This window comes from Desulfurococcus mucosus DSM 2162, from assembly GCF_000186365.1.
GTDB lineage: Archaea > Thermoproteota > Thermoprotei_A > Sulfolobales > Desulfurococcaceae > Desulfurococcus > Desulfurococcus mucosus.
This window is the reverse complement of sequence record NC_014961.1, coordinates 927,042-946,908: the sequence shown is the minus strand read 5'-3', so window position 1 is coordinate 946,908 and position 19,867 is coordinate 927,042. Positions and strand designations below refer to the sequence as shown.

The 19,867-nt window shown below is 51.8% G+C and carries 22 protein-coding genes; 10 read left to right on the top strand and 12 right to left on the bottom strand.

The window, feature by feature from the left end:
• Positions 1-2 precede the first annotated feature (2 nt).
• The 6 genes from pheS to DESMU_RS04850 all read right to left on the bottom strand — a co-directional run bounded on the left by pheS (position 3) and on the right by DESMU_RS04850 (position 6,870).
• A complete protein-coding gene (pheS, locus tag DESMU_RS04875) occupies positions 3-1,547 on the bottom strand; it encodes a phenylalanine--tRNA ligase subunit alpha (RefSeq protein ID WP_013562489.1) in 1,545 nt (514 codons plus the stop codon).
• Positions 1,548-1,608: 61 nt separating this feature from the next.
• Positions 1,609-2,406 (bottom strand): ABC transporter ATP-binding protein, encoded by a 798-nt coding sequence (locus DESMU_RS04870; protein ID WP_245526410.1) that lies wholly within the window; start codon positions 2,404-2,406, stop codon positions 1,609-1,611.
• On the bottom strand, positions 2,385-3,338 hold the full coding sequence (locus DESMU_RS04865) for an ABC transporter ATP-binding protein (RefSeq protein WP_013562487.1): 954 nt from the start codon (positions 3,336-3,338) through the stop codon (positions 2,385-2,387). The genes DESMU_RS04870 and DESMU_RS04865 overlap by 22 nt, the downstream gene beginning before the upstream one ends.
• Positions 3,329-4,225 (bottom strand): ABC transporter permease, encoded by an 897-nt coding sequence (locus tag DESMU_RS04860; RefSeq protein ID WP_013562486.1) that lies wholly within the window; start codon positions 4,223-4,225, stop codon positions 3,329-3,331. Before DESMU_RS04860 ends, DESMU_RS04865 begins: the two co-directional genes overlap by 10 nt.
• Complete coding sequence (locus DESMU_RS04855) at positions 4,222-5,244, bottom strand: ABC transporter permease (RefSeq protein ID WP_245526518.1); 1,023 nt, start codon at positions 5,242-5,244, stop codon at positions 4,222-4,224. Before DESMU_RS04855 ends, DESMU_RS04860 begins: the two co-directional genes overlap by 4 nt.
• Positions 5,245-5,250: 6 nt before the next feature.
• The gene (locus DESMU_RS04850) at positions 5,251-6,870 is read right to left on the bottom strand and encodes an ABC transporter substrate-binding protein (RefSeq protein WP_013562484.1); all 1,620 of its coding nucleotides are present in this window, start codon (positions 6,868-6,870) and stop codon (positions 5,251-5,253) included.
• 130 nt (positions 6,871-7,000) lie between these two features.
• On the opposite strand from DESMU_RS04850, the gene DESMU_RS04845 reads away from it, so the two are divergent.
• Positions 7,001-8,065, top strand: a complete 1,065-nt coding sequence (locus DESMU_RS04845; protein ID WP_013562483.1) for an ornithine carbamoyltransferase — start codon at positions 7,001-7,003, stop codon at positions 8,063-8,065.
• Between the two features lie 42 nt (positions 8,066-8,107).
• Here DESMU_RS04845 and DESMU_RS04840 read toward each other — a convergent pair whose 3' ends face one another.
• Positions 8,108-8,476, bottom strand: coding sequence for a hypothetical protein (locus tag DESMU_RS04840; RefSeq protein ID WP_013562482.1), 369 nt, complete (start codon positions 8,474-8,476; stop codon positions 8,108-8,110).
• A 75-nt stretch (positions 8,477-8,551) separates the two neighbouring features.
• Between DESMU_RS04840 and DESMU_RS04835 the strand changes: the two genes are divergently transcribed.
• Positions 8,552-9,502 (top strand): molybdopterin-dependent oxidoreductase, encoded by a 951-nt coding sequence (locus DESMU_RS04835; protein WP_245526409.1) that lies wholly within the window; start codon positions 8,552-8,554, stop codon positions 9,500-9,502.
• Here the strand turns inward: DESMU_RS04835 and DESMU_RS04830 are convergent.
• Together DESMU_RS04830 and DESMU_RS04825 are read right to left on the bottom strand one after the other, a co-directional pair.
• Positions 9,499-10,443 carry a triphosphoribosyl-dephospho-CoA synthase gene (locus tag DESMU_RS04830; RefSeq protein WP_013562480.1) on the bottom strand — a complete coding sequence of 315 codons (945 nt, stop codon included), beginning with the start codon at positions 10,441-10,443 and terminating at the stop codon, positions 9,499-9,501. The genes DESMU_RS04835 and DESMU_RS04830 overlap by 4 nt on opposite strands.
• A 27-nt stretch (positions 10,444-10,470) precedes the next feature.
• Entirely contained in the window at positions 10,471-10,956 is a 486-nt protein-coding gene (locus tag DESMU_RS04825; protein WP_013562479.1) for a ferritin, read from the bottom strand.
• A gap of 63 nt (positions 10,957-11,019) precedes the next feature.
• Here DESMU_RS04825 and DESMU_RS04820 point away from each other — a divergent pair, with 63 nt between their 5' ends.
• Positions 11,020-12,129 (top strand): aminopeptidase, encoded by a 1,110-nt coding sequence (locus DESMU_RS04820; protein ID WP_013562478.1) that lies wholly within the window; start codon positions 11,020-11,022, stop codon positions 12,127-12,129.
• 43 nt (positions 12,130-12,172) lie between these two features.
• On the opposite strand, the gene DESMU_RS04815 is transcribed toward DESMU_RS04820, so the two are convergent.
• Both DESMU_RS04815 and DESMU_RS04810 read right to left on the bottom strand, forming a co-directional pair.
• Positions 12,173-12,706: a ZPR1 zinc finger domain-containing protein gene (locus tag DESMU_RS04815; protein ID WP_013562477.1), complete on the bottom strand. Its 534-nt coding sequence runs from the start codon at positions 12,704-12,706 to the stop codon at positions 12,173-12,175.
• Positions 12,699-13,613, bottom strand: coding sequence for an SPL family radical SAM protein (locus tag DESMU_RS04810; protein ID WP_013562476.1), 915 nt, complete (start codon positions 13,611-13,613; stop codon positions 12,699-12,701). The genes DESMU_RS04815 and DESMU_RS04810 overlap by 8 nt, the downstream gene beginning before the upstream one ends.
• A gap of 228 nt (positions 13,614-13,841) precedes the next feature.
• On the opposite strand from DESMU_RS04810, the gene hxlB reads away from it, so the two are divergent.
• From hxlB to DESMU_RS04775, 7 genes are all read left to right on the top strand, one after another.
• Complete coding sequence (gene hxlB / locus DESMU_RS04805) at positions 13,842-14,447, top strand: 6-phospho-3-hexuloisomerase (RefSeq protein WP_013562475.1); 606 nt, start codon at positions 13,842-13,844, stop codon at positions 14,445-14,447.
• Positions 14,448-14,531: 84 nt separating this feature from the next.
• Positions 14,532-15,017, top strand: coding sequence for a hypothetical protein (locus DESMU_RS04800; RefSeq protein ID WP_013562474.1), 486 nt, complete (start codon positions 14,532-14,534; stop codon positions 15,015-15,017).
• Between the two features lie 187 nt (positions 15,018-15,204).
• On the top strand, positions 15,205-15,777 hold the full coding sequence (locus DESMU_RS04795) for a hypothetical protein (protein ID WP_013562473.1): 573 nt from the start codon (positions 15,205-15,207) through the stop codon (positions 15,775-15,777).
• The gene (locus DESMU_RS04790; RefSeq protein WP_148222815.1) at positions 15,756-16,061 is read left to right on the top strand and encodes a hypothetical protein; all 306 of its coding nucleotides are present in this window, start codon (positions 15,756-15,758) and stop codon (positions 16,059-16,061) included. Before DESMU_RS04795 ends, DESMU_RS04790 begins: the two co-directional genes overlap by 22 nt.
• Before the next feature lie 146 nt (positions 16,062-16,207).
• Entirely contained in the window at positions 16,208-16,693 is a 486-nt protein-coding gene (locus tag DESMU_RS04785; protein ID WP_013562471.1) for a QueT transporter family protein, read from the top strand.
• On the top strand, positions 16,690-17,412 hold the full coding sequence (locus DESMU_RS04780; RefSeq protein ID WP_013562470.1) for an energy-coupling factor ABC transporter ATP-binding protein: 723 nt from the start codon (positions 16,690-16,692) through the stop codon (positions 17,410-17,412). Before DESMU_RS04785 ends, DESMU_RS04780 begins: the two co-directional genes overlap by 4 nt.
• The gene (locus DESMU_RS04775) at positions 17,396-17,971 is read left to right on the top strand and encodes an energy-coupling factor transporter transmembrane component T family protein (protein WP_013562469.1); all 576 of its coding nucleotides are present in this window, start codon (positions 17,396-17,398) and stop codon (positions 17,969-17,971) included. The genes DESMU_RS04780 and DESMU_RS04775 overlap by 17 nt, the downstream gene beginning before the upstream one ends.
• A gap of 114 nt (positions 17,972-18,085) precedes the next feature.
• On the opposite strand, the gene ade is transcribed toward DESMU_RS04775, so the two are convergent.
• On the bottom strand, positions 18,086-19,846 hold the full coding sequence (gene ade / locus DESMU_RS04770; RefSeq protein ID WP_148222869.1) for an adenine deaminase: 1,761 nt from the start codon (positions 19,844-19,846) through the stop codon (positions 18,086-18,088).
• Between the last annotated feature and the right edge of the window lie 21 nt (positions 19,847-19,867).

Genomic DNA, 19,867 nt, shown 5'->3' with positions numbered 1-19,867 from the left:
CCTCAGTACGGGTATTCGACAACCCTTATATTTCTCCCGGAGGTTTTCTCCTTGAAGAACGGGATCCCGCCATACCTTATGTTTTCAAGCCTGTCGAGGTCACGGGTGAATAGTAGACGTATATCGTCGAGGCCTAGCACGGTCATAGCGAGTCTATCAACGCCTATGCCCCATGCTATAGCCCTCACGCCTGGAGCACCCAGTATCTCCATGACCTCGGGTCTGAAGACGCCGCCGGGGAAAACCTCGATCCAACCGAGCTGAGGGTGCTTTATATATCCCTCCACGCTTGGCTCGGTGAAGGGGAAGTACCCTGGCTTAAACCACACCTCCTTCACGCCGAGTGCTGCGGACAGCTCCTTGAAGAAGTAGAGGAGGTGTTTAAAGTTCACTTCTTTTCCAACGATGACGCCGTCAAGTTGATGGAACTCCATACTGTGCTTGGCGTCAAGGTTCTCCGGGCGGAAATTCCTGTCTATGGTGAACACCCTGTATTCTCCCTCCCCTCTCTCATATATTGTTCGAGCAGATACTGCAGTAGTCTGACTCCTTAAAACCAGTCTGAGAGCTCGTTCAGGACTCCACTTATACCTCCATCCAGCCTCATGTATTCTCCCCGCTCTCTCAAGGAGCACTGGGTCAACCCTGGCTTTCATTGACGTCTTCAAGAAGAATGTATCATGTATCTCCCTTGCTGGGTGATCCTGTGCCTGGAACAACGCGTCGAAGTTCCAGAACTCGGCTTCTACATGCGGCCCCTTAACCTCCTCAAACCCCATTGCAACCAGGACATCCCTTAAATCATCTATGAACTCCATGAACGGGTGCTTCCTCGCCCGCCCCGGTGTCGGTGGCTCAATCGATAGGTCGAACTCTTTAACCACGTACCTATCAAGCATCGGGGCTAGAGAAGGCTTCACAACGGTTAACACTTCCTTCTCCAGAATTAACCCGTTTTCATAGAGTTCCCGGAGCTGGGGCTCGGGCTCCAAGACTATGACGGCTTTGTCCCTGACTTCAACGAGGCGGCGTCTCCTCAACGTGTCAAGGCTCTCGGGGGCTGCGGCTTTATCCCTGAGTGCTGCGAGATCCCTCCTGATCCTGGAGGCTTCTTCAAGTAGCCGGGCGCAGTTTTCCCTGTTTCCCTTGGAGATAAACCCGTTAACCACCTCCACGCATTTAGCCCTTAAATGGTGTTGTAGCCCTATCCTAGCTGTCTCCTCAGGTATCCCGGTGTCCTCCACCACGCATCTAATGAACTCGTCGACCGGCTTCCCCGCGCACTTCTCTATTGCTGGATACACTTGTTCCTCCGGCATCCCTAGTTCAAGATACTTCTGTGCCTCACTAGTCATCACGGGTATCTTTACGACTCGTTTAATCACCTTGATAAGCTTTCTCCCCTCTAACTCAGCTATATCCCTCATGATATCCTCGGGCCTGCTTCCCACAAGTGGTGCCAGTACATCGAGCTCCAGTGGCCCCTTCTCGACGAGTGCTTTAACAATCCTGTACTGTCGCGGCGGTAGAAGCACCGGGCTACTCAACCAGCTTCACCACGCCCCTACAGGACTTTGGATAGCAGGATCCAACTATAAAAACAATAGCCTAATGGCTTGACACCAGTATCCTCGTGTAATCGCTCCTCGGGTGCTTGATCAACGAGTCCATGTCGCCTTCCTCGACTATCTCTCCTCTGTAGAGTACTACCGCCCTGTCAGCAAGATATTGTGCGACGCCGAGATCGTGTGTAACGGTGAGGACGGCCAGACCTAGTTTCCTGTGAATATCGTTGATCAGGTTTACCACTTGGGCCTGTATGGAGACATCGAGTGCAGAGGTCGGTTCATCGAGGATCAGTATTTCAGGGTCATGTATTATTGCCCTAGCTATAAGCACCCTTTGCCTCATGCCACCGCTTAACTCAGAGGGATACATTTGGAGGACTTCCGAGGATAGTTGAACAAGCCTTAGGGCCTCCCTTACCCTTGCATCCCGGTCGCCAATGCCAAGTGCTTCGAGAGGCTCCTCTAGTATAGACTTGACCCTTATACTTGGATTCAGAGCCCTATAGGGGTCTTGAGGCACGTATCCTACCTGCCTGAGAACCAGGATCCTCTGACCCCATTTCAAAGCATATATGTCCTTGCCTGCCACGAACACCTTGCCCTCGAAGGGCTTGAGCAACCCTAGGATCACCTTGAGAAGCGTTGTCTTACCGGAGCCGCTCTCCCCTATTATTGCGAGTCTCTCCCCATCCCTCACGGCTAGACTTATGTTCTTCAACACTATCCTTCTCTCCTTGAGCAATCCCTTCAATCCCCGTTTCACAACAAGGTAGCCTGCTGTAATGTTTTCCAGCCTAATGATATCTCCTTGCGTCGTCATCCAGTATACCTCCAGCAAGATATCTTCCTCTCCATGACGTATGATTCGGGTGGGTGTGTGACACACTTATCGAATGCCTGCGGGCATCTATCCCTGAAGACGCATTCACGGATCTCGCCGCCTGCCCTAGGCGGCTCCCCCGGTATAGATTTCAAAGGCTTCTTCAACCCTAGGATGGGTACAGCATCCACGAGCATTTGGGTATATGGGTGCAGGGGCTCGGTTAAAAGGAGACTCCCTTTTCCCTCTTCGATTATTTTACCAGCATACATTACCCCGACGACGTCGCAGATCCTTCCAGCGGATACAAGGTCATGCGTTATCAATATGACGGAGAGCCCCTGCTCATCCCTCAGCCTCCTTATCAGCTTGATCAATTGAAGCCTGAGGTGGGCGTCTAGGGATGAGGTCGGCTCATCGGCTACCACTACACGGGCACCGGTGGCCAACGCTATCCCTATAGCTACCCTCTGTTGCATTCCCCCACTCAACTCGTGTGGATAGTGGTCTAGGACTCTCTCAGGATCCAGTTCAACCATCGAGAGGTATCTCCTGGCAGTCTCCAACGCCTTCTCTCTGCTGTAACCATAGATGCTGTTCAGTACGTAGTAGAACTGGTTCTCCACGGTTTCATACGGGTTTAGACTGGTTCCCGGGTTCTGCGGGATATATGAGACAAGCCTGCCCCGTACACCTCTGTAGTCTACTCTGTCATCGTCGATAACCTTCCTACCATATATGTATAGCTCTCCCCTTGTCACAGCGTGCGAGGGCAGTATTCCAGCTATAGCATTGCCTGTCGTCGACTTTCCGCAACCGCTCTCTCCGACCAGGCAGTATATTTCCCCTTCGTCAACCTGGAAGCTGATTCCTCTGACAGCCCAGTGAACGATTTCACCCTCATCCATGTACCCTATCCACAGGTTCATTGCCTTAACCGCTAGAACCACAGCCTCCACCTCCTCCTCATCCTCGGATCCAGCTCCTCCCTGAGGCTGTCACCCACTAGGCTGAAGCCGAGTGCTGTGGCAAGTAGAAGTATTCCAGGGAACATTGTTATCCATGGAGCTATCGTGATCACTGGGAGACCCTCGAGCATTATAACACCCCACTCGGGTGAGTTGAGGGGCACTCCGAGCCCCATGAAGTTTATCGATGTGGCTTCGAGGAGGACGCTTCCCATATCGGTAACAGCTTGCACTAGGACGGGGGGAGTGGCATTCCTCAATACATGCCTGTAGATTATCTTTAGGTTGCTTAACCCGCTTAGCTTTGCGAGGACTACGTAATCCATCTCTACGATGCTTCTAGCGTAAACATAGGTTACCCTGGCATACCATGACCACCATGTTGCCACAAGGCTGACTGCAACTACATGGAACCCGGGGCCTGTGGCTAACCTCACGGCGAGAGCTATCACTATTGCAGGTATACTCATGAATAATTCTACAAGGTAGTTTAACACGTGTTCCAGCGGCCCCCTATAGTATGCAGCGGAAACCCCTACTAGGACACCTATGGCTAGGCTTGAGAGAACCACCGTCAGGATTTCCACCACAGCTGAGCCAGCACCGAAGACAACCCTGGAGAAGAGGTCTCTTCCCCTGGTGTCGGTTCCGAATACATGTGGGAAGCCCGGTGGAAGCATGGCTTTCGACACGGCATCAGGCGGCACGTACCCGAGCCCGTCCTCCGGGTATGGCGCGATCACCGGTGAAAGAATCGCGATGACTGTAACGGTCAATACCAGTGCGAGGCCTACTCTGAAACGGGTTTTCCCGAGATGCTTTCTGAGAGCATTGAGGGAGCTCCCTGGGTCTAGTCTGGTACCACTCATAGCTTCACCCTTGGATCCACCAGTGCCTGCACAATGTCCGTCAGCGTGTTAACGACTAGGTAGAAGACTGTGACAACGATTATGAGCCCTGTTGCCAGCCTGAAATCCGTGTAGTTTAATGCATCGTAGAGTAGGCTGCCGAGCCCCTCCCTCCCGAACACAGTGTACTCAACCACCATGGCGTCTATGAGGCTGTATGCGAAGGAGAGGCCTGCCACCTGGAGCACACCGGGTATCGATGCTTTCAGCGCATATCTCCATATTATAGTGCTCCTCTTAACACCCCATGCAACAGCCGTCCTTATGAAGTCCTCTAGTAGTGCTTCAGCCATGAGCGTCCTTGTCAACCTTATCAATACCCCGAGAGGATACACTGAGATCGCGAGGGCAGGGGGTATGATCCTCAGCAACACGTCCACGAAGACCGCTGTATTCCCCTGTATCAAGCTGTCTATTAGGTAGAACCCGGTCACAGGGTGGAACCCCGTTGAGATAGCTAGCCGCGTGTTAACCCTGCCGTAGAGTGAGACACCGAAGATTGAGAACGCAAGGAAGAACCCGGTTGCAAGCCAGAAGGTCGGGGTATTGGCCAGGATGGTTCCAGCAGCCTGGATTATGGAGTCCCTTCTACTACCCCTCCTCAACGCTGAATAAATACCGAGGAAGACCCCTAGGGGTACTGCCATCAGGTATGCCACTATGAGTAGCTCCAGGGTCGACTGGAGCCTTGAGTAGATTAGCTGGAACACAGGTTGCTTGTATGCAATGCTGACACCTATATCACCCTTGAACACGTTGAGTACGAATCTTGCAACCTGCAGGTACAAGGGGTCATCTAACCCGAGCTCCTCCCTGGCCTTCTCAATCGCCAAAGGAGCATTGGGTCCCCTCGGGTTCCCAGCCCATTTTACCGCTGGATCCCCCGGTGAGAGGATTATCACGAGATACGAGAGTACTATGGCACCAATAATTATCAGGATTCCCCCAAAAACCCTTTTAACCAGGTAGTTCATGCTCACAGGCAACTATGTTTTCACCTTAACATACTGGAATGATATGACATACATGTAGAGTGGGTTCATGGCTTCCTCAGGGATTTCGATTCTCCCACTGTAAATAAAGGGCTTGATCTCATCCCACAGGTTTACTGCAATAGCTTCGTTGAAGAGCTTCTCCTGTGCATCCTTGTAGAGGAGGAGGGCATGCGTGTAGTTGCTTCCCTCCACTTCGAACGCGCTATCTATTAACTCGTCGAACTCGGGATCCTCGAAACCAGCGAAATTCCACTCCTTCGAGTCGCTGTGGAACATCGAGTAGAGGTAGTCGTATGGAGACGGAATGGTTGGCCACCAGTCAGCTATGATTATGTGTGGCGTTGACTCAGGGTTCTCCCACACTCCTTTAGCCGTATCCTTCAACTGGGACCAGGGCTGCGGCTTCAGGATAAGGTTTACACCTATCTCCCTGAGCCTTGACTGCAGGTACTCCGCGAATATCTTCAGCTCCTCATAGTCAACTTGGTAGAGTATCTCGATGGACACTGGGGTTCTAACCCCGGATTCATTGAGGTATTTCAAAGCCTCCTCCTTATCATACCGGTAGGAGAGGCCATCCACGTGACCGGGGAACCCGTGGGGCACTACTCCGCTTCCTTTGACGGCGTAACCCTTCATGGCTAGTGCAACGGCTTCATCCAGGTTGATCATGTGGAGTATTGCTTTCCTAAACTCAGTTATGTTGGTTGGGTATCTTTTCACATTGAAGAACATTATGTAGTTGTGGAAAGTCGTCAGGTTGAACACCTTGAATCCCTTCTTAACGAGGTCAGCTATGTTGTCTCTTGGAACGCTTGATGCTACATCTATTTCACCAGCTATCAATCCATTGTACTGTGACTGCGGCTCAGTCACTATCCGTATAACCACCTCATCTGGTGCGTCTGGATTATTTACTATGCTCCACCCCCACCACTCATTAAACTTTCTCAACCTGATCTCTGAATCGGGGCGGTAATAGGTGATCATGTATGGCCCAGTTCCAGCTTCGTTACCCGTGTTAAACCATTCCTCCAGTGCCCTATCCATCGGGGAGGATGCCCCACTCTTAACCAGTGCACTAGGGGAGAAAATGTATGCTGCATAGCTTGCCGCCGCAATGATGTCGAGTCTCTGAGGATAACTGAGCTTGAATCTCACAGTGTACTCGTCTACCACCTGAACCTCCTCCACGGCATCCCATATGTAGCCGAGGCCCCTGCCGGTCTCCCTATAGATGTCCCTAGCCCTCTCGACACTAATCTTCACGGCAGTCGCGTTGAATGGCGTCCCATCATGGAATTTAACGCCCCGCCTTAGATGGAACACCCATTCAGTCCCATCCTCATTACTACTCCAGTTCACAGCTAACGCTGGCTTGAATTCATTCTTCACCGGGTTGTAGTAGAGTAGGGGCTCATACACTAGGCCTAAGACCACGAGCCCCGTGTCATCCTCAATGCTTGGATCTATGCCCGTCACCCGGTCATTGTACGCGTAAACCACGACCCTGGCCGCTTGTGTTTGACGCGGCATTAGAGTAATGTAGAGTGAGATACTTATGATTGCAGCGACGATGAGGATTAGGGCTGAGACAAGCCTCCTATCCATATCCCACACCGTTTCAAAACCCTATTTATGTCCCTGGGCATTTTAAACAGGATTCCGTGGAACCCCTGGGGAATATTTATTATCCCGGGCATATTAGGGTAGATCGATATATATATGGGGGGTACACTACATGCCCGCCCTAAGACACCTAGTGAGAGAGCTCAGTGGGAGGGACTTGATATCAACCCTGGACTGGAGCGATGAGGAATTAGAGGTTGCTCTAAGACTGGCCAAGGAGTTCAAGGAGATAGCGCACTACTATGGCGTGGAAGCCATACCGAAGATCCTTGAGAGAAAAGTATTCTACATGCTGTTCTTCGCCACCTCGACTAGGACGCGTGCAGCATTCGAGTCTGCAATGGTGTATCTAGGGGGACATGCAGCATTCATCGACGCGACTACCACGCGCATGGCCTTCGGTAAACAGGAGAAGGCAGGCGAAGCAGTGAAGGATGTTGCAGCAATGTACGATGTATACGGTCATGGACTAGGCATACGCATCCTGGATAAAGCCATAGACTACCTCTATGGTGTTGGCAACGCCTACATAAGGGAGATGGCTGAAACCGCCAATATACCGGTGATAAACATGGCTGACGACAAGTTCCACCCGACCCAGGGGCTTGCAGACATCTTCACCTTCAGGGAGAGGTTCGGTAACACCCAGGGCAAGAAGTACGTTATAATGTGGGCGTACAGCCCTGAGATAAGAGGTTGGTGCAGCGTCCAGGAGGACATGATACTGTTCCCCAGGTTCGGCGTCGACGTCGTGGTGGCTAGGCCACCGGGCTTCGACCTGGATCCAGAGTTAGTTGAGAAGGCTAAGCAGCTGGCGAAGGATCACGGTGCAACACTAGAGTTCACCGATAACCTGGAGGAAGCCGTTAGAGGTGCTCACGCGGTGTTCCCGAGGAACTGGGCGACGCCGCAGCTAGTTAAACTCGGCTACAGTAAGTTCAAGGATGAGGAGCTGAAGATCTACGAGAAGTACAAGCACTGGAAGGTCACGAGAAGCCTCATGGATCTAATGGACAAGCATGGCGTACTAATGCATGTCCTACCGATATTCAGGGGCTACGAGGCCGACGACGACGTGATAGATGACGCCAAGAAATCCATTATATATGAACAGGCTGAGAACGGCTTGTGGACAAAGATGGCTGTGCTAGCGTTAACGATGTATGGTGTCAAGTAGGAAGCCGGGTTTTTAAATTAAAGTGAAACCAGACTCTTTTCCCTACTCCAAATACTCATCTATATCTACTTCCTTACCATCCTTCACGAACTTTATCCGGAGCTCGGGCCTGATGTTCAAGCCGAGAGCCCTTATGATTCTGAGAACCGTTAAGCCGTCGAGTTCCTTGAGCACTCCATCCTTCAATAACCTGTAGAGCTCCTGGACCACGGGCCGGTAGACATCAGGGTAGAGCGCCTTAAGCTTACTCATCAGCTCCCTAGCCTTGTCATCTGAGAGCTTACCCCATACGAAGCCCTCTGGATCCTCGTTCTTTTTCTCGGCGGCGTCATCGCCTCTCTTGCCCGCTATTGCCGAGACATACTTCCTGTAGAGCTTTAACCTCAGGGATTCGGGTAGCTCATCGCTCACACGCCTCACCTCCCGGTGGAAGCAGGTGTTGCATCATGATATTAATATAAGTGACTAGGCGTCTTAAAACCACGGGTGAAGGGGTTGAAGTGCTATGCAACAGCCAGCGAGGGGTTAAGGGTTAAGGGTGTTGAAATAGTTGTCGACTGCGCCATAGATCCCATTGCGATCAACGGCGTAGACGATGTAAGGAGACTCGCATCAGAGTACTCGGGGAGGGTTCTCGGAGGCGTCGTGTGCCGGGAGCTGGTGTTCGACTCGAATGAGGCAATAGGCTCTACGCACATGCTATATAGGTTTAGGTGCATCGTGGACAAGGAGAGCGGGGAATACATAGGTGTGAGGGTGGTTGCAAGAGGCAGGTTGGCTTCACGCGTATTATTCACGGTGCCCCGAAAACTCACGGATGTTGTTAACGCGTCACACATATACAATCCTTTCAATGAACTGGGACGGGAAAACATCGAGGGAGGCGACGCCCCTGGGCAGACATACATACCCAGCATGGTGGTCTACAACATACTCGGCGTCCCCTCCATAGATGTCGCAAAGTGGAGCCTCGAGGTAGCAGGCCTCGTAGATAATCCGTTAAAGCTGACCCTCAGCAGCCTCTATGAACTCGGAGTGAAGACGGTTAGGAGAGACTTCCACTGTGTAACAGGATGGAGTGTTAGGAACGTGGAGTTCACGGGTGTCCCGTTATCAAGGATCATTGAGCTGGTTAAACCTGGTGAAACCGTGAAATGGGTGTTCGTGGAAAGCGTTGACGGATATTCCACCATAATACCCTTCGAGGAATTAACGGGGGGAGATGCATTAGTGGCCTTAGAGATGGATGGAAGACCACTGGATTTACTGCATGGATACCCTGCTAGGCTAGTCGTCCCCCATCTCTACGGGTGGAAGAGTGCTAAGTGGCTTTCAAGAATAGTATTTATGAATGAATACAGGGACGGGTACTGGGAGGCCCTTGGGTATCATCCACGTGGAAGGGTCGGCCTCGAGGAGAGGTTCAAGACGCACTAGGGTTCAAGGAGCCTCTTTCCATCAATGGTGTTCCTCAACAGGAATAGAGCTATGCCGGCTGCTGTCACATCGGCTATGGCACCCGGGTTTATCCCGTGCTCATAGAACTCGTCGTCGAGCCTCATAACAGGTTTAACCCAGTCCCCGCTGCCTGCTGCAAGGACCTCTGGGAGGATCTCAGTAGCCCTCCTTCTAACGTACTCGGCTACTTCTACGCCATGCTTCAACACTACCACGGTATCCATGGCCTCTGCCAGGAGATGCAGGTAGGCCTCTACAACACCCCTATTCCACTCACCGTGGCTGCTAACCCGCTTCCTGAGGAACCCCTCTAATGCGAGGGAACGCTTGTACCCGTTCACTACTTCATCGGCTACGATATCTATTCTAGAGCTGTACTCTAAGACATCTATCAGCCTGATGCCTCTGGCCGCGAGCTTCTCAGCGTAATCCGGATCCCATATGTTTACATGGCTCCCGGTGTTGTCGCTGGGCTTCAGGTAGCTTGGCGAAGCCTTCCTGACGGCTCTATAGTAGTATACTGCATCCTCAACGCTGGTCTCCCTCAGCAGCCTCGAAGCCTCTCCAGTTATACAGTTTAGTCCGAGGTCTTCTTTCGCAATGCATCTCCCTGTTCCAACACTGAGGGGCATCAGCAACGTGCTTGAACCCAGGCACGTGTTGGTTGAAGGGATGTCATCAATGGCCTTGGAGACAGTCATGTAGATTAAATCCCCTATTATTATTCTACGCCATCCTCTGACCCCTCTCAGGACGCCTTTCTTGAAGTACCTGTAGGCTAATACGCCTGTTGCGAGGAATGCCTCATACCTTAGATCCCGGCGCTCCCTTAGCCTGTGTACATTGCCGGGCTTAGGCCACGCGGATGCTTCCAGTATGAGTGAGAGGGAGAAAACACTTGGAAAAACATCTATGTTCAAGTGGAATCCCTTCCGGGTCTATTTATCTCATTTTCTCTCAGCGAGAACCCTGTCAAGCATTAGGAGGGCGGCTGGGTTTCCTCCAGCCATTTCAACCCTGCTCAAGAGCTCCATGGCGTTTTTCTCCTCCTCCACCTGCTCGTTAATGAACCATTGGAGGAAGACCTCGCATGCCTTGTCACCCACCCTCCTGGCTAGATCCATGAGGCTCCATATTCTCTCAGTGTTCTCCTTCTCCGCACCATAGAAGTCCTTCACTAGCTCCAGTATGCTTTCCCAGTCTGCTTTAGGTGATGGAATATCGCTGAGAACTACTCTCCAGCCCCGGTCATTTATGAATCTATATATCCTTAACGCGTGTTCTACTTCCTCCCTCGCCTGAACCCTGAAGAAGTTTGCGAAGCCTGCTAAGCCCTTGTGATCCAGGTATGCCGCCATAGAGAGGTAGAGATACGCGTTCCTGAGCTCCTGGTTCAACTGCTTGTTTAATGCTTCGAGTAATTCATGCCCCATCCGAATCCCCATGTATACAGTTATATTGTCAGCACTATATAGTTATCAATGGTGGAGTCCACCATGGTTGACCCAAGGATTTCAAACCTAGCCCGCCTCATAGTAAACTACTGCGTCCACCTCGGTAAAGGCGAGGAGGTAGTGATTAATGCCACCACGGAATCCATACCGTTGGTCAGGGAGATAGTGAGACATGTTGTGGAGGCCGGTGCTTACCCGGTCTTCGTAAACATAGGTGATGAATCAATCACAGAGGCGTTCTACAAGTATGCCTCCCCCGATGTCCTCAGCCATGTAAGCATCCTAGAGAAGGAGGTTGTTTCAAGGATACACGCCCAGATAAGCATACTGGCACCCTCGCACACTAAGCCACTGGTAGGCGTGGATCCAGAGAAGCTCAAGATACGGAGCCAGGCTAGGAGGGAGCTCAGCAAGATATTCCTAGAGAGGAGTGCTAGAGGAGAGCTTAAATGGGTGATAGCACCCTACCCTACCAGAGCGCTCGCACAGGAGGCCGGTATGAGTATAAGTGAATACGAGGACTTCGTCTACCATGCAACCTACGCTGACACACCGGATCCCGTTTCAGAGTGGAGTAGGATAGGTGAGAGGCAAAGCAAGATAGTAGGCTTCCTCAACAAGGCTAAGGAAATAAAGTACACGGGACCCGGGATAGACCTCTATCTACGTGTGGATGGGAGGACATGGGTGAACGATGACGGACACTACAATATGCCGGGAGGCGAGGTCTTCTCGGCACCACTTGAAGACAGCGTGGAAGGCTACGTGGAGTTCGATTACCCAGCTGTATGGCGTGGTGTAGAGGTTGAAGGAGTTAGATTGGTCTTCAGGAGAGGCGAGGTCGTTGAGGCTAGTGCTAGAAGAGGAGAGCAGTTCCTGAGGAAGATGCTTGAAACAGATGAGGGTGCGAGGAGGGTTGGGGAAATAGCGTTCGGGTTGAACTACAACATAACGAGGTTTACGAAGGAGATACTCTTCGACGAGAAAATAGGGGGTACAATACACCTGGCCCTTGGCTCAGCCTACCCTGAGACGGGTGGGAGAAATGTATCAGCCATACACTGGGACATGATCAAGGATATGCGGGGCTCAAAGATATATGTTGACGGCGACCTCGTGTATGAGAACGGGCGCTTCGTGATAGAGCTCTAGTCCTACTCAACCCTGAAAGGCAGGGATCTGGTTGCAATGCGTGTTAAAGTCTCTCATATATTGTTTTCTCACTGATCACGTCGCTGAGCCCGGTTTCATCCTCTATAATGACCGTATAGCTTATCAACCCCTTCATAGCCCTCTCTAGTTTCCCAAGGATTAAACTGCATTCAGATTCCTTTGCCTCACCCTCCTCGCAGAGGAACCTGGTTTTCTCGGCGAAGTCTTCGATAACTCCTTCCACAGTGGTTATGAAGCCCTGGGAGAAGGGTCCTGGCTCAATGGAGAGCCCTAGCTCGGGTATCAGTAGGCGGCTGCCCGCCGATCTCACTAGTAGTGCTCTTTCATCCCCTGGTTTCTCAACCCTATATATTATCCTCCTCGGCTCCCTACGCTCTAGAAGCCCTACATCCCTGTGCTTGTAGCCGCAGGATCTGCATTCACCCACAGTCATGAGTATTACACCGTAGTAGGGTATCCTGTAAACGTACTCGGCATACAGCATCTCGCCGCCGCAGACAGGGCATTTCCCCGTGTACTCGTTGAATTTCACAGGCTCCCTGAGGGCTTCACCCACTGGTTTCACCTCTCCTCTCCACGTCGACTATGGAGGGATGCATTCTTATAAGCCCGGAGCCGTCGCATGAGGGTGCCTTCATGAAGTCAGCGGATAAGCCTTCCCTGCATGTGGCTACATACAGGTTGCTTCTTAAAGCCTCCTCAACAGCGGGCTTCAAGAGAGCCTCCCTATAGCTTCGTGGGAGATACATGTATCCATGGATGAACTCTCCTTTCCCAACGTATAGCTCCCGTAGTTTCACCGATATCTCTGGGAAAGCACTCATAAGCCTCCTTAGACTATCCCATTTAGCCTTATACGTGGAGACCGTTACCTGGAGGGCACCGGCCTCCTTGATCTCCCTTATGAGAGCCCGTATCCCGGCTGGATCATCGTTTAGGAAGGGTATTATAGGGTCTAATCTGACGCCCACAGGGATGCCTTTATCGCTGAGCCTCCTAACAGCGTCGAGCCTCTTATCGGGTGGTGGAGCCCCCGGCTCCAGCTTCCTTGAGAGCTCTTGGTCGAGTGTCGTGATAGTGATCATTACTGAGGAAGGATACCTTGCCAGTAAATCTACATCTCTCTCAACAATATTGGATTTAGTGGTTACGAGAATCTTGAAGCCGTGTTTACCGAGGATCTCCAGGCTCCTACGGGTGAGACCCATCCATGACTCGAGGGGTGGATATGGATCACTACTGCTGCTTAACTCGACCACGCTTCCCCTCCTAGCCTTATCCAGGTCTCTTTCAAGCCTCCGCGTGAAGTCTGGTTTCGGGGTGCTCGGCCTTCTCCCAATATATGAGGTAGCATAGCAGTAGAGGCAGAAATGACTACACCCCGTGTAAGGGTGCAGGCTATACTTGAACGGGCAGGTACACAGAGGGGAACGCCAGGGGTCGAAAACTCTTAGAACATGCATTCCTCCCCTACTCATCTAGGGCTCCTCGAGGCTCCATGCGTGTACCCCGCCCGACCGTCCTCCATCATCTTCACTCCCCTTCGGGGGTCTCATGGAGGTGTGAGGGGGCGGGGCAGGCTTCATATATCAGTACACAGGTTAATATCCATGATGCCTCCTGGAGCACGCAGCCTACTGCATGGTTCTCTTTTAAATACCTGAATGCTGATAGTAGGATGAGGGAACCCTATGGTTTCAGGGACGACGAGGGACGCTGTACTCAGCATAGTGGACTTCGTGTTGAAGGCAGTGGATCTAATAAGTGACGAAGAAAAGGAAAAGATGATCTCCACCCTCATAGATGCGTTGAAGAACGGGAGGAAGGTTTTCATTATAGGTGCTGGCAGGAGCGGGCTCGTTGGGAAAGCCTTCGCTATGAGACTACTGCACCTAGGGTTCAACGTGTATGTTGTAGGAGAAACAATTCTTCCACGGGCATCGCAGGGAGACGTGCTTGTATCGATATCTGGTTCAGGTAGGACTAGGCTCGTTGTGGCGGCTGCGGAAGCAGCTAGGAGTGTGGGCGTCAAGGTGATAGCCATAACAACCTATCCCGACAGCCCCCTTGGCAGGATTGCAGACATAGTTGTCAAGATACCGGGTAGGACGAAGATGTCGAGTGAAGAGGACTATATAAGCAGGCAGATACTGGGGCTCCATGAACCCCTCGCCCCTCTCGGTACATTATTCGAGGATACATTACTCCTCTTCCTAGATGGCGTTGTCGTCGAGCTCATGGAGAGGCTCGGGGTCTCCGAAGAAGACCTCAGGAATAGGCATGCGAACATCGAGTGACCGGGTGAGCAATACACTGGTCACAAAATGATAACCTGAGATAATAGGGTGAGCAGTCAGTATAGTGTACTCGAGGTGATGGAGATGAATAGGGGAGATCAGGGAGACGAGTGGATTGATGAAGTAGTGGAGGAGCTTGGGTTACGGGACGAGGAATTGAAGAAGAGAATAAAGGATAAGATACGTGAGAAGCTTGCAGAAGCACGGGAGGAAGGAGATGCTGCAGAAGTCCGCGAGATACTCGCCGCTGTAACACCGTTCATAGACGACATCTTCAACGCACTTAGAACAGGACTCAAAGACGTACTCGACTTCATCCAGCACTCATACGATGGGAAGAAAATCGGCGAAGACGTTGCACAGCTCTACCAGGCCCTTAAATCACAGGGTCTTCCCGACGAGATGATCAGGGAGATGGTGAAGCAGTACTACGACAAGAGGCTTGCAGCCCTGCCAGCATGGGGAGACATACTCGGACGCCTCATGCAGCTGGTGACGCAGTCTACTGCTGAGTGGACGCAGACAAGGGAAACCAGCGGAGAACAGGATAAGCAGGAGAATACTCAATGACACTTGAAGAAAGGGTTTAAGACTGTTCACTAAGTGAAGGTTTTTTTAAGCTGGTTTAGCCGCTGGAAGCACTGGAGGCGTGGCGGTGAATGGGGGGCTCTGCCGGATACGTGTTCCCTTGCCTCGATGACGGCGGAGTGGCCACCAGGGGCGGGGGATATACCTGGTTCCCTGTGGGGCGGGCCCCGTGGTGCCCGTCGACGCAGCCCCCGGTGAAGTACTGAGAATAGATGAGGTATCGGAGGGGAGGCCAACGCCCAAGACAACTACAAGTAGCCGAAGTATTCAGGGCAGCCAGAGCAATGGCGCGGACAACCACGGCTTATCCAACCTGGATGAGAAGCTAGACCTGCTAATAGCGTTGATAAGGGAGCTATCCGAGAGAATAAGGAGGCTTGAGGAAACACTGGAGAAGCGTGGTGTAGACCACCCCGAGGTCAAGATGGCGCTGGAGATAGCGTCAGCGTTCTCGCTGCCATTGCTTAGATCCCTGGAGATAGCTAGGAACGCGTATGAGGTAATAGTAAGGCTGGGTGAACCGGACCCAATCACTAGGGCCATTATAGAAGCTCTCTCAGACTGTAGCGAGGCAAGCATCTCGGAGATACATAGGAGGGTTAGAGGCCTAAGGGGTAGATCCTCTAGGCGTATCGTTGGGGAGAGGGTTAGAAGACTTATTGATAGAGGCGTTTTAATGAATATGGGGAGCGATGAGAGGCCGAGGATAGTGTTGAGGAGGTGTGTGGAGGGAGAGCATTGAAGACGCTGATAATCCGCTACATCGCAATAATCATTGAGGCACTGGCTTTAACAGTTAGAGCCGGGTTCTGGTGCATGTTGATCATTACGCATTTCTTCGCACTATACATGACCATGTTCATCTATAACTACACGCGATTAGTGATAGCCCTTGCAAGGGGTCGCATCCCCTTGAGGTTGGCGGCCTACATAGCTGGCTCCTACGGTAAACGCTACCTGGAGTCATTGGGCTTCACGTTAAGGCTTACTCGGGTTGAAGCCCTGTCACGTCGCAGCGTGGTCTGAGATAGGGGTCGGCGTGAATGGTTCACCGGTGCAGGGCTCGATAGGGGTCCGGCCTCCTTCCCGCTCTAAAGGGCGGGGCTTTCGGTTGTAAGTTAAAAAGCCGACTCTTCTAATAGACTATGAGGCATGGAACTCGGTGAAGCCCCGTGAGGTTGAGCCCACTGTTCACTATAAGGTCGATTATAATAGCAGCGGTTTACACAGCTGTAACCGTGATGCTGGGATACCTATCCTACGGCGAGCTACAGTTTAGGGTTAGTGATGCAATGATGATACTGCCACTGGTACGCGGCATAGGCTTAGAGGCAGTGGTAGGTTTAACGATAGGCGGCTTCCTCGGCAACCTAACCAGCCCATTCATTCCATGGGACTGGCTCTTTGGACCCCTGGCAAACCTGGCGGCGTCACTACTAGTCTACCTGGTGGGGAGAACCGGCCTCAACACTTACATCAAGGTAGCGGCCTCCACGCTCCTAGCAGCCCTCGCCATATCGGTGATAGTGGGGTACGAGTTGACAGCGATATACGGGCTCCCCTGGCTTACAACAGTCTACATATTCGTGAGCGAGGTAGTAGTCATAGGCGTCATAGGTGGGCTAGTCTATAGATCCCTCAAGGTGTTTTTTAAGTGAACACCATTAAGGTGGTTGACCTTTCAATAGGTTACCCCGGTGGTAAACCACTAGTAGAGAACATAGGGTTCACGCTCGAGCCAGGGTTACATGTATTAGTGGGAGCAAACGGAAGCGGTAAGTCTACCCTGCTTAAAACAATGGCAGGCATATTGAAGCCGTTGAAGGGGAAGGTTGAAATCAACGGGGTGAACATACACAGGGTGCCCAGGAGGGATGCAGCAAGGCTCGTGGGCTATGTCTGGCAGAACCCGTTTCACGGCTTTATCGAGGCATCCGTGGAACGCGAGATAGCATTCATATCCAAGACGACGGGGGCCAGGCAACACGGGGAGATAGTGTACAGGCTAGTGGATCCAGAGCTCATGGATCGAAGCCCCTTCAGTCTCAGCGGTGGCGAAGCCAGGAGGGTTGCCATTGCCAGTGTTCTCTCAATAGATCAACCGGTATGGTTTCTGGACGAGCCATTCTCGGATCTCGACTATAAAGGATACCGCGTCCTAGCGGATCTAGTGGAGTACGGGGTTAAGAAGGGGAAGATTATAGTTGTAACCACGCACATAGTGTCCCTGCTCGACTCATTGAAGCCCAAGGGCTTCCTGCTGATAGACAGGGGTAGGAGACGCCTGCTTATGGGTGAATGGAGCGAGCTCACCGACGAGGTTCTACTGGAGGCAGGCGTAATACCCAGGGGTGTTTCGTGTGGCTCTACACTTTGAGGCCTTGCTTGCTCAGGAAAGAGACACGTGGCTGAGTAGGAAAGCCATGGTTCCTGTGAAGATAACGATGCTAGTGGTCAATCTCTCAGTGATACTGTTCGACAACGTGTATGCGACACTATTCTTCATTCTAGTGTACACGGCTCTCTTCACCAGTGTGAAGGCAGGTAGGCTCTTGTTCTCAACCATCCTGCTGTATGCCCCACCGATATTCATCGTGGCTGCACTAGCGTATCTGACCGGTGGTTTAACGATGCATAGCGTAAACCTCTACTTATACGGGTACTCTCTAATACTCTCAGTACTACTATTGTTCTCTACAACGAGGCGCGGCGACATGTTGAGGTTGTTGTCAAGGGTTAAACTGGATCTAGCCTACTCGCTCACATACAACGTGTTCGAGGAGTTGAAGACCATGGTGGACTCCAAAATCGCCAGGGGATGGGACCCCGGCTTAAACCCCTTCAAATACTATGTTGTAATAGTTGATGCAATAAAGCTCACCATAGTGAGGCTTAGTGAAGTAGAGGACGCGCTAAGAGCCCGTGGTGTTGAATAATCTGCATGGATCAACAGGCTTCAGTAACCCATGTATGCAGGCCGAGCTAGTACACGGCGTCAACTAGCAAATGCAGGATAGGAGAGAAGGATAAGAAGGATAAAAACGTCTAGGCTACCTCTTGGATTCCTCGGTAATAAGCGGGACTAGCTTAGCCTTTGCAACATCGACAAGGCCCCTATCGGTTATACGTAGCTCTGGGATCACTGGGAGAGACACCAATGCTAGAGTCATGAAGAAGGACTCGAAGTCTAGGTGGAATCGTTTCTTCAATGCGTCAACCATGTTTAAGTACTCCCTGAATACTTCTTCAGGCTCTTTAACACTCATCAGCCCTGCCAGCCTCAGCTCAACCTCTGAGACTACTTCACCATCATTGACAACCACTATCCCGCCCTGGAGTTCCACAACCCTCTTCACAGCTGTAACCATATCCCTCCTATTCCATCCAGCCACAATCAAGTTATGCGTGTCGTGTGCTATAGTCTGTGCCACTGCACCCGCCTTGAAGTTCAACCCCTTGATCAATCCAGCACTATGTGAGCCTGAGCCCCTGTGCCTATCGATCACCGAGATAAACATTATATCCCTGCCTGGATCCGGCTTCACCTCACCGTCGGAGACCTGCATTTCAAGGATCCTCCACTTGGTTAAGGCTGAGCCCGGGGATACTTCTATCACGTTGACCAGGGCGCTTCCATCGGGTATCCCTGCCCTGGGTGTAAGCTGGAGGGCCTCTGGGTCGACGCCGATGTTAACGGTTTTCAGTGCTTTATCCGGGTACCGGGTTGGCTTGAACTGCCTGCTTGCCTCACCCTCGTAATAAACTATGTCGCCGTTGGCGATCACTGTAATGGGCTCCACGTGCTCTATTCTCCTCGTAATAACTATGTCGCCCAACCTCCCCGGCGTTATAGAGCCGATTTGATCCTCTAGGTGGAGCCTTATCGCGGGGTTTATTGTGGCATACTGTAGTGCTTTAACGGGGTCTACACCGTATTCCACGGCGAGGTTAATTATCCTATCCATGTGCCCCTTCGTGAACAAGTCGTATACGTTTACATCGTCGCTGACGAAGGCGCAGAGCTTGCAGTCACCGCTCCTCACAACAGGCAGTAGTGCTTTAAGGTCTCTCCAGGCACTTCCCTCCCTCACGAAGAGGAACATTCCACGCCTAAGCTTCTCCAGGGCCTCACCAGCACTGGTGGACTCATGGTCGCTCAGTATGCCTGCTGCAACATACGCGTCTAGTTCCTCCCCGCTTAGAAGGGGGGCATGGCCGTCGACCACCATGCGTCTATCCCAGGCTGCTTTCACCTTAAAGAGTACCTCTCTATCAGCCCTTATCACGCTCACGAAGTCCATTACCTCCCCTAGGCCGGCCACGCCCTCCAAGTGCATTGCCTCCTCAACACTCCTCGAGTCCAGGAGGCTTCCAAAGGTCTCCAGCATGTAGGATGGATCCGTTGCAGGGACGCAACTAGGCACCTCGTAGAGTATCTTCAGAGGCAGCTCCCTCGACGCCTCGATGAACATCTTTAATCCATGTATCCCTAGGACGTTGACGACCTCGTGTGGGTCGGCGACCACTGTGGTTGTTCCATGCTTCAACGCTATCTTGGAGAAGCCAACTGGATCCAGGAGCGTTGACTCTATGTGTATATGTAGGTCTATGAAGCCTGGTACAGCGTACCTGTCCTTGCCATCGATAACTATGGTCTTACTGGATATGTGTCTCGATAAATCACTTATCCTGCCAGCCCTCGCTATCCTCTTCCCCTTGAGCACTATGCTTGACTTTTCAATTATCTCGCCCGTGGTTGTGGAGACCAGGTTGACGTTCGCTATCACGATATCGGCTGGTACACGGCCCATCGCGGTGTCTATTAGTTCAGC